The following is a 10,191-nucleotide window of genomic DNA, read 5'->3' on the forward strand; positions in this document are numbered from 1 at the left end:
GTCGTAGAGAAACATCGCCAAGGCCTTACACAACTCGGTTTTACCGACCCCAGTTGGCCCCAAAAACAGAAAGGAACCATTGGGCCTATTGGGGTCACTCAAACCGGCGCGACTGCGGCGCACGGCATTAGACACTGCATCGACCGCCTCGGTCTGACCAATAACCCGCTGGTGCAACTCATCTTCCATACGCAGTAATTTGTCGCGCTCACCCTCCAGCATTTTACTGATGGGAATCCCAGTCCAGCGGGACACTACTTCAGCGACTTCTTCTTCGGAAACTTTATTGCGCAGCAATTGCATTTCGCCGTGTTCAACTGCGTCGGCACTGGCGAGCTGTTTTTCCAACTCAGGAATTTTGCCGTATTGCAGCTCAGACATGCGGGTTAAATCCCCCGCGCGACGGGCGGTTTCCAGCTCAAGCTTGGCTTGTTCCAGGTCCACTTTAATTTGCGCAGAGCCCTGTAGCGCCGCTTTCTCACCCTTCCAAATTTCATTCAGGTCGGCGAATTCTTTCTCGACCTTGGTGATATCGGCATTGAGTAATTCCAACTGCTTTTTAGCGGCAAGGTCGTCGTCTTTTTTCACGGCCTCGCGCTGAATTTTCAGTTGAATCAAACGCCGCTCGAGTTTATCCATAACCTCCGGTTTGGAATCAATTTCCATACGAATGCGGCTAGCAGCTTCATCGATTAAATCAATCGCCTTATCGGGCAGCTGACGATCAGTAATATAGCGCTGGGACAATTTGGTGGCAGCAATGATTGCCGCGTCAGTAATATCAACACCGTGATGTACTTCGTAGCGCTCTTTTAGGCCGCGCAAAATAGCAATGGTGTCTTCTTCGGAGGGTTCTTCCACCAACACTTTTTGGAAGCGCCGCTCCAGCGCCGCATCTTTTTCAATAGACTGGCGATATTCATTTAAGGTGGTGGCGCCCACGCAGTGTAACTCGCCGCGCGCCAGGGCGGGTTTAAGCATATTGCCCGCGTCCATTGCACCCTCAGCTTTACCGGCGCCGACCATGGTGTGCAGCTCATCTATGAACAGAATCACCCGCCCCTCTTCCTTGGATAATTCATTGAGCACCGCTTTTAGGCGCTCCTCAAAATCACCACGGAATTTAGCGCCCGCTAACAAAGCGCCTAAATCCAAAGACAAGACTCGTTTGTTTTTCAAACCCTCGGGGACTTCACCGTTGATAATACGTTGTGCCAGACCTTCGACGATCGCGGTTTTACCCACGCCCGGCTCACCGATCAGTACTGGGTTGTTTTTAGTTCTGCGCTGCAATACTTGAATGGTTCGGCGAATTTCATCATCGCGACCAATCACCGGATCGAGCTTCCCAGATTCGGCGCGCTCGGTTAGATCAATAGTGTATTTATCTAGTGCTTGGCGCGACTCTTCCGCCGAGGCGTCATCAACTGATTGGCCGCCGCGAACTTTTTCGATAGCATCATTGAGCACGCCCTTTTTAACGCCGCTATCGGCGAGAAGCTTGGCGGCCTCATCACTGGACTCCAATATCGCCAGTAATACCAACTCGCTAGAAATATAGCTGTCTTTGCGCTGTTGAGAGAGCTTGTCAGTGACATTAAATATGCGCGCCAAAGCCGGTGATATATGCACATCACCGCCTGCGCCCTGCACCGTGGGCATGCGCTCTAGTGCCGTCGCAATACCCTGCTCTAACACAGGTAAATTCGCGCCCGCTTGTTTCAACAGTGGTTTGGCTGTGCCGCCCTGCTGTTTAAGCAAGGCGCTGAGCAGGTGCACGGCCTCGATATATTGATGATCTTTGCCCAGCGCCAGCGACTGAGCGTCTGCAACGGCAGTCTGCAAAGAAGTTGTAAATCGATCTATTCGCATCTTTATCTCTCCGGCAAGCATTAAGAGAGAGCACTCGCCCTCACTTGTCATGCTTTATAAATGGGGGAGCGCTGCGCAAATTTCAAGATGATCTAGGGGTAAACCCTAGGTAAGTGACTACGGTTTGATGTAGATCAAACTGAGCTGACGCCCGGTTATGCCGTCGCGGCGAAAGGAATAAAATTGCTCTGCTTCGGCAAAAGTACAGCGCTGCGCGCCGCCGACCCAGCCCACGCCCAGGGCAAGTAATTGCGCTTTCGCTAAAGCGTACAAGTCAGCGTGATAGTGTCCCGGCTTGTGCTCTGCAGAACTAAACGCGGCATCAACTTCCGCCGGCACCGGCCCGACAAAATCGCTCAAAAAAGCCTGGTAAACCTCAGCACCCACCTCAAAGTGAAGCTGGGAGATAGCTGGACCAATCCACGCCAGTAATTCATGACTTGGACAATTAAAGGCGCTCACGGTATTTGCTAACACCCCTGCGCACAGCCCTCGCCAACCAGCGTGGGCAGCGGCGACCTGGCTACCATCGCGGCGGCAAAAAAGAACTGGCACACAATCAGCTGTTAAAATACCGCAGCCTAAACCAACGTCACTCGTTATGCTCGCGTCAGCGCTAAGCACGTCTTTCGACGCCGGCCCCAGGGTGACAATGTCAGTGCCATGAACTTGATTCAACCAGCCAATACGGCCTAAGCCTTGGCATTGCCCCACCAACTGGCGGCGATTTTCCGCCACAGCCGCTGGGCTGTCGGCAACGTGATCACCAAGATTGAAGCCTGCATACGGCCCCGTACTGGCGCCATTAAAATCAGCGAAACCATTTCGAGTGGTCGACAGTGCGACCACCGAATCTGGCGCAGGCCAATCAGGCGTCAGCCACATTCAGCGTACGTCCTCGGTAGACAGCACTGCGAGCAAGGCTTTCATATCTTCTGGCAGCGGCACTTCCCAGGACATGGTGTCACCGGAAATGGGGTGCTCTAGCTCTAAACGACGAGCGTGCAGCGCCTGACGACCAAAGCCGCGCAACTGCGTAATCAACACCTCACTAGCTCCCTTGGGCAAGCGCGGCCGCCCAGCGTAGAGCGGATCGCCAATAAGAGGGTATTTAATATGCGCCATGTGCACCCGTATTTGGTGGGTACGGCCAGTTTCCAGAAAACAGCGGATATGGGTATGGTTTAAAAACCGCCGAGTAACTCGGTAATGGGTAATCGCTTCCTTACCACCAATTTGGCTAACCGCCATTTTAGTGCGCTGACGAGGATGGCGGCCCATCGGTTCATCTACCGTGCCGCCGCCAGTCATGGTGCCAAAGACCACGGCATCGTATTCCCTGTGTACTTCTCGGGCCTGAAGCTGGGCAACCAGACTCGTATGCGCCTCTAAGGTTTTGGCGGCGATCATCAAGCCTGTCGTATCCCGGTCGAGACGGTGGACAATACCCGCACGGGGGACCGTCGCGATATCTGGGAAGTGATTTAGCAATGCATTTAACAATGTACCGTCGGGATTACCTGCGCCGGGGTGCACCACCAAACCTGCGGGTTTATTTATCACCATGACATGGTCATCTTCATAGACGATATCAAGCTCAATTTTTTCAGCTTCCCAGCGTACTTCCGACTGAAGTTCAGCATGTAAAGCCAGCTTATCGTCCTCGTAAACTTTGTCGCGAGTACGCTGAACCTCACCATTAACAGTGAGCTCACCGCTTTTTATCCAGGTCTGTAGGCGCGAGCGCGAGTACTCTGGGAACAACTGCGCTGCAACCTGGTCAAAACGGTCGCCATTGAAGCCTGCAGGGACAATTTCCTGTCGATCTATAATCTCGGTCATAGCTGATTCTTTATACCATCTTCGCGCTGTGTTTAAATAGCAGGCCCTTGCTAAGGCAGGGGGTCATCGGGGATATTCCGCTATTTGGAAAAATTACATGAAAGCTGTCGTTAAGGTCTTTGCACTTCTCTTTATAAGCATATTGGTTACTGGCTGTGCCAGTGGCCCAGATCGGCCCGAAATGTCGGAGCGAGAAATCTACGAAGCTGCGCAAGGCTACCTGAAAAGCAAAAACTTTTCATTGGCCGTGGACAATTTACAGCTCTTAGAAAGTCGCTACCCCTTCGGCCCATACGCCGAACAGGCCCAGTTAGAGATTATTTACGCCTATTATCGCGGTGGCGACAACGAAGCCGCGGTATCTGCCGCTGATCGCTTTATTCGTCTGCATCCACAGCATCCTAAGGTCGACTATGCCTATTATATGCGCGGACTGGCCAACTACACGGAAGGCGAGGGCTTTTTAGAGCGCTTTATCCCCACGGATATGACCCAGCGTGACCCTGGCTCGACCATTCAGTCTTTTGACGACTTCCGTCAGTTACTGCAGCGCTTCCCTGATAGTGAATACGCTCCAGACGCCAAAGCCCGCATGGTGCAACTGCGCAACCGTCTGGCCCGCTATGAAATTAACGTTGCCAACTACTACTTCAAGCGCAAAGCCTACTTGGCCGCCGCCAATCGCGGCCGCTATGTGATTGAAAATCTGCCGCAAACCCCCGCCATCCCAGACGCCTTAGCGGTCATGGTACAAGCGTACTTGCTGCTAGAAATGAATGATTTGGCCGACCAGTCACTGATGGTGCTACGTAAAAACTACCCCAATCACCCGTCTCTCGATAAAAATGGCAACTTTGTTAGCCAAGTTGGTATCGATCAGGAATCCTCTATTATCAATAAAGCGACTTTAGGCTTGTTTGATCGCTATGAGCCACCGAAGTTTGATAATCGGGAAGAGACGGAGCAGTAGGGCTAGCTGGAAGTCTGATGTCAGGCGTCTGACGTAAAAGCACCGGAGCCCAAGATCGTAGCAACGGTCTTGGGCTTTTTTATGTCGAAAGCTAAGAGCTGGCCAAGTTCGACAACCACTAAATTCTCCAATAGCTGGTTTTTCGTCCGACATTCGACGTCTGACGTCCGACTCTCTTCCCTAAAATTTCAGGCACTCGCCGCCACATACTCCTGCAACTTCGCCTCCGCTTCATCACCAAACAAAATCTCACAGGCTTCCCGCAGGCCGGGGGCATTGATGATGTCTTCTCGGCGGACCACCAAAGCAATCTTTGAGCGGCGACGCAGGAAATCGTCTAATTTGGTGATCATCTCCCTTCGCGCGGCATGCTCTATTTCACAGCGCAAATATTCGGCGTTCTCGATAAGTAGCTCTGCGCAGGCGGGGTCTTCGCGGATCATTTCCAGCATTTCGATGGCGCTGCGGCCGTAGCGCCGCCATAAGCGCTCTGTCAGTGGTTCTGAGGAGCTCGGGTCGGTCATGGCATCGAGATTCATCAACTTGGCCTGATGCCGGTATTCCCGCTTAACACTGCGGCCCGGCTCGCCATACCAGCGTTTGCTGGCATAGGGCACGTCTATACCTAAATCCGCCACTAATTCGGCAACTTCATCACCAACATTAATGCAATCGGTGAGTTTGCCGCCAAAAATACTGAGGTGTTGATCTTGTTTGTCGACGTCGATGGCGTGTTTTCGAGACAGCTTAACCCAGTCCGCGACGCCGTCTTCGCCCTTAAGCGCCAAAGGCCGCACACCACAGCGCTCGGAAATAATATCGGCTAGGGTCAATGGCTTTTCCAGCTTGAGCAAGGCGTTAACATTATCTAAGACAAAATGCCGATCAGCACCCGTCACCGACACCTCGGGACTCTCGACTTGGGTATCCGTCGTACCAATACAGGTCTTAGGACCCATGGGAATCACAAAGAACAAGCGACCGTCGCTGGCAAAGAAGGTCAATATTCGCTGATTTTCAGTAATCCGATCCACGATCAGATGAATACCTTTGGAGAACAAGTGGCGATGCGCAGTGTGCTGCCCACTCAATTGGTTATGGGCGTCGACATAAGGGCCGCAGGCATTAATCAGGACTTTGGCGCGAATGCTAAACTGCTCGCCGCTGATATTGTCGCGAACCTGGCTATGCCAGAGACCATCGCGGCGCTCAGCGCCGAGGGACTCCACGTAGTTTGCGACAATCCCGCCGTAATTAAGGCTAGTGCGCACAAAATTAAAAACAAATCGGGCATCATTGTCGTAGAGATAGCAATCGGAGTACTCGAAACCGCCCTCAGCATTGCTGGTATCAATCACTGCCTCGGCTTTGGCCAGCGCCTTTCGACTCATATAGCGCGGCGCGCGGGTCACAAAACGGCCAAAGAGCCAGTACACAATAGTGCCCAAATAGACCAAAAAGGCCGGAAAGCGAAACCCTCGTTGAATCGTGGTGAGAAAACGAATTTCTTTTACCGTTGAGGGGTAGCTGCGCATCAAATGATTACGGCTTCGGCAGAGTTTATTCACCAGAAAATATTCGTGATTTTCGAGGTATTTAATGCCGCCCCAGGCCAAATTGGAAGAATTGGAGCTAGTTAAGCTGGCAAAGTCGCCTTTATCGATTAAGGCCACTTTCACGCCCTTGGCAGCCAACGCCGCAGCAGACACCGCGCCGTTAATTCCGCCACCAAGAATTAGAACATCGAAAGTCCCACCTTGGAGTTTGCGTACATTGCTTGCCCGTAATTCCATGCCGCACTAACCCTGTTCACAAAATAAGGAGATACCCCGGCTGCCATGATTACAACCGAGGCCGATAGACAAGCACTAGCGCGAATTAATCCCCGATAGGCCACTTTTGGGTAATGGGGTAGCGTCGATCACGACCAAAGCCTCGCTCAGTAATACGCGTACCAATCGGCGCCTGACGACGCTTATATTCATTAATATCGATCAATCGCAATATTCGATAGACCATCTCACGCTCAAACCCTGCCGCAATAATTGTCTCCGCGCTCTCATCGTGTTCAATGTAACGCTCAATGACCTGATCGAGAATCTCGTAGGGCGGCAGGCTGTCTTCATCTTTTTGGTCGGGTGCCAGCTCCGCTGAAGGTGGCCGGTCGATTACCCGCTGTGGAATCGCTGGTGACAAAGTGTTGCGATAGCGGGCCAATTCAAACACCCGAATCTTCGATACATCTTTAAGCACGTCGAAGCCGCCGGCCATATCACCGTACAAAGTGGAGTAACCCACCGCCACTTCACTCTTATTGCCGGTGGTCAGCACCAGCGAACCCTTTTTATTGGAGATCGCCATGAGTAAAACACCCCGGCAGCGGGCCTGCAGATTCTCTTCAGTCTTGTCCGCACTCATGCCTTCAAACTCATCACTAAGGGCGAGCATAAAGGCGTCGTACACAGATTCTATGGAGATCACTTGGTAACGCACTTTTAGCATCGCCGCCTGCGCTTGGGCATCTTCCATACTCATTGATGCGGTGTAGCGGAACGGCATCATGACAGCCTCAACCCGGTCTGCACCGAGGGCATCTACGGCAATTGCCAAAGTCACCGCGGAATCAATCCCACCTGACAAGCCTAAAACGACGCTCTTAAAACCATTTTTATTGACGTAGTCGCGAACACCCAAGACCAAGGTTTCGTAGATATCTTCCAAAACGGGGCGCAAATCACTAACTTCACCCTCGTCAAAACGCAGACGACGACCATCCCAATTGGCGGTCACACAATTGATGTATTCAATATAAGCTGGGCTACGGGCAATCAGTTCGCCCTCAGCAGAGACCACCATTGAGGCGCCATCAAAGACTAATTCGTCTTGCCCACCGACCAAATTACAGTACACCACCGGCATACCGCCCTGCCACGCGCGCTGAGCCAATAGCGCCTCGCGCTCAATCTGCTTGCCAGCGTGAAATGGTGACGCACTGAGATTAAGCATAAGCTTCGCGCCTTCGGCCTTGGCGCCGGCAGTGGGGGCATCTTCCCAAACATCCTCACAAATACTGATTGCCGTTGGCACCCCAAAGATATCCATCACTAAGGTGTGCTTGCCCTCTTTGAAATAACGTTTTTCATCAAACACGCGGTAATTCGGCAGGCATTGCTTATGGTATTCATTGACCAGTTTACCGCCAAAAAACACGCCGGCGGTGTTGTACAAGTTATCGTCCAAAGCCCGCGGATAACCCACGACTACGTAGCATTTCGGCGCTTGACTGGCAATTTTATGCAGCGCCCGCTCAATGCGGTGAACCAAACTGTCACGCAGCAGCAAGTCTTCTGGCGGATAGCCAGTAACCACTAACTCAGGAAACAGGATTAACTGAGGATCATGACGGGAAACCGCCGTCTCAATAGTGGCAATGATTTTGTTGGTGTTGCCCTCTATATCCCCTACTACCGGGTTAATCTGAGCAAGCACAATACGCAATGAAGTCATTAAACGGTTTCCATCTACAAAAACAGGGCTAAATTCGCCCCTTTAAAGGCTGGTCGACCACAGCACTCTGTCGTGGCCTTCTATTCTATCAAATAAGCGGGAGTGCATCCCCCACTACGGACGTATAAACTGAGGCGAAAATCAGTAAAGGTATTTTATGGCCATTGCCCAAGACCACATCCAGCAGCGCGCAATTATGCGCGTTTACAGTGCTTACCGCTTTTTACTAGCGGCAGCCCTATTTGTTGCCCTGATGTTTGGCCCGGCCAAGTCCACGCTAGGCACCAGCGCACCCCAGCTTTTTGCTGCGGCCGCCTCGGGGTACGCCATTTTTGCCCTATGCCTCTTACTACGCCACTATTTGCTGAAGGGAAGCTACTCCACCACCCAACTGTTTTTTGAGTTTTTTGTCGATATTGGCGCCATCATGTTTATGAGCTATTGCTCTGGTAGCGCCGATTCCGGGCTCCCCCTGCTGCTCATAGTCTCAATCAGCGCAGCTAGCATGACCCTGCCCAGCCAACTCAGTTTAGCCATCGCCGCGCTGGCAACCATCTCTGGGATTAGCGAGGTCGCAGCTCACACCCTCTATGAAAGAGTCGGCACTCAGCAATTTATTGTTGCCGGCATTACCGGCATGGCCTATTTCTCCGCAGCCATCGCCATTCGCTACCTCAGCGCACGGATTGTCAAAACCCAGCAATTAGCCGAACGGCGTCGAACCGATATTGAAAAATTATCGGCGATTAACCAGCGCATTGTACAAAGGATGCAAACCGGCATTATTGTGATGTCGCGCACAGGGCATATCAAACTCATTAATGATGCCGCGCAAGAACTTCTCGATATCCGCCCAAGCAATGCCGAACAAGAGCAATATGCACCTGCGATTCTCATTGAAATGGCCAAAGAGGCCGTTAACGACTCAAAGATCATCAGCATTGGACCACGCCAACTTGATGTTCACGTTAATATGACCAACCTCGAAGCCCACGACCACAGCGACTGCCTGCTCTATCTTGAGAATATCAGTAAAATTACTCAGCGAGCGCAAAACCTAAAACTGGCATCACTGGGCCGCTTCACCGCCAGTATCGCCCACGAAATTCGCAACCCCCTTAGCGCCATAAGTCACGCCGCCCAGCTGCTTGCCGAAAGCCCCCACCTCGACAGCAGTGACGCGCGCTTCACCGAAATCATTCAAAATCACGCTCAGCGGATGAATGACATCATCAAAAATATCCTCGAACTTTCCCGAGGCCGACCGCCGCAACCTGAGCGGTTTACGCTTAACAGCTGGCTGGAGGCATTTGCTGCAGATTGGCGCCCCACCGAACGCCATGATTATAAGATCGAAATAGAAAACAATAGCAAAATGGACGTCGTCAATGTTGACCGTAGCCAGCTCAGCCAAATCATATCCAATATTGCTGAAAACGCGGTTCGGCACGGTGCAGCCAAACACGGTCGCGCCGAGCTACGTTTTCGCTGCAGCACACTAACGCGCTCCGGCGCGGTCATTTTGGATATTATCGACAATGGTGACGGCGTTAAGGCAGAGGACATGGATAAAATATTTGAGCCTTTTTTTACCACTCAGGCGCAAGGGAATGGCTTGGGTCTCTATTTATGTCGCGAACTCTGCCTAGCCAACCAAATTCATATTTATTATCAACGCACTGCGCTCAAAGAAAGTTGTTTTCGCTTACAATTCTCCCACCCTGATCGCAGTGCATTGCCAGACTAAAATTTACAACCAATTGAGATAGCGATTTGAAAGAGCGAACGCCTATGCAACAGACCGTATTGATTATCGACGACGAACCGGATATTCGGGAATTACTCGATATCACCATCAGTCGCATGGGTTTGCATACCATCGCGGTAGGGAATGTTCGTGATGCGATTCGAGCACTGAGCGAGACCGAAAATATTAGCCTCTGCTTGACAGACATTAAGCTCCCCGACGGCTCTGGCTTAGAAATCGTTCGCCACATTCA

The 10,191-nt window shown here is 51.8% G+C and carries 8 protein-coding genes; 3 read left to right on the forward strand and 5 right to left on the reverse strand.

Annotated elements, in window-relative coordinates:
• The 3 genes from ABYT30_RS10590 to rluD form a co-directional block, all read right to left on the reverse strand.
• On the reverse strand, nt 1-1,872 hold a 1,872-nt coding region (locus tag ABYT30_RS10590; protein WP_373096375.1), incomplete at its 3' end, for a Clp protease N-terminal domain-containing protein.
• Between the two features lie 117 nt (nt 1,873-1,989).
• Nucleotides 1,990-2,757: a peptidoglycan editing factor PgeF gene (gene pgeF, locus ABYT30_RS10595; protein WP_373096377.1), complete on the reverse strand. Its 768-nt coding sequence runs from the start codon at nt 2,755-2,757 to the stop codon at nt 1,990-1,992.
• On the reverse strand, nt 2,758-3,714 hold the full coding sequence (gene rluD / locus ABYT30_RS10600) for a 23S rRNA pseudouridine(1911/1915/1917) synthase RluD (protein ID WP_373081900.1): 957 nt from the start codon (nt 3,712-3,714) through the stop codon (nt 2,758-2,760).
• 97 nt (nt 3,715-3,811) lie between these two features.
• Between rluD and ABYT30_RS10605 the strand changes: the two genes are divergently transcribed.
• A complete protein-coding gene (locus ABYT30_RS10605; protein ID WP_373081902.1) occupies nt 3,812-4,684 on the forward strand; it encodes an outer membrane protein assembly factor BamD in 873 nt (290 codons plus the stop codon).
• A 188-nt stretch (nt 4,685-4,872) separates the two neighbouring features.
• On the opposite strand, the gene ABYT30_RS10610 is transcribed toward ABYT30_RS10605, so the two are convergent.
• Both ABYT30_RS10610 and ABYT30_RS10615 read right to left on the reverse strand, forming a co-directional pair.
• Entirely contained in the window at nt 4,873-6,477 is a 1,605-nt protein-coding gene (locus ABYT30_RS10610; protein WP_373096378.1) for a glycerol-3-phosphate dehydrogenase/oxidase, read from the reverse strand.
• An 85-nt stretch (nt 6,478-6,562) separates the two neighbouring features.
• On the reverse strand, nt 6,563-8,191 hold the full coding sequence (locus ABYT30_RS10615) for an NAD+ synthase (protein WP_373081904.1): 1,629 nt from the start codon (nt 8,189-8,191) through the stop codon (nt 6,563-6,565).
• 157 nt (nt 8,192-8,348) lie between these two features.
• Between ABYT30_RS10615 and ABYT30_RS10620 the strand changes: the two genes are divergently transcribed.
• Both ABYT30_RS10620 and ABYT30_RS10625 read left to right on the forward strand, forming a co-directional pair.
• Complete coding sequence (locus tag ABYT30_RS10620; protein WP_373096380.1) at nt 8,349-9,938, forward strand: PAS domain-containing sensor histidine kinase; 1,590 nt, start codon at nt 8,349-8,351, stop codon at nt 9,936-9,938.
• 44 nt (nt 9,939-9,982) lie between these two features.
• On the forward strand, nt 9,983-10,191 hold a 209-nt coding region (locus tag ABYT30_RS10625; RefSeq protein WP_373096383.1), incomplete at its 3' end, for a response regulator.

Origin of the sequence: Zhongshania sp., from assembly GCF_041623545.1 — a bacterium.
Taxonomy (GTDB): Bacteria; Pseudomonadota; Gammaproteobacteria; order Pseudomonadales; family Spongiibacteraceae; genus Spongiibacter.

Coding starts and splice junctions, on each gene's coding strand:
- pgeF (WP_373096377.1), bottom strand. CDS start 2,757: ATGTGGCTGACGCCTGATTGGCCTGCGCCAGATTCGGTGGTCGCACTG.
- rluD (WP_373081900.1), bottom strand. CDS start 3,714: ATGACCGAGATTATAGATCGACAGGAAATTGTCCCTGCAGGCTTCAAT.
- ABYT30_RS10605 (WP_373081902.1), top strand. CDS start 3,812: ATGAAAGCTGTCGTTAAGGTCTTTGCACTTCTCTTTATAAGCATATTG.
- ABYT30_RS10610 (WP_373096378.1), bottom strand. CDS start 6,477: ATGGAATTACGGGCAAGCAATGTACGCAAACTCCAAGGTGGGACTTTC.
- ABYT30_RS10615 (WP_373081904.1), bottom strand. CDS start 8,191: ATGACTTCATTGCGTATTGTGCTTGCTCAGATTAACCCGGTAGTAGGG.
- ABYT30_RS10620 (WP_373096380.1), top strand. CDS start 8,349: ATGGCCATTGCCCAAGACCACATCCAGCAGCGCGCAATTATGCGCGTT.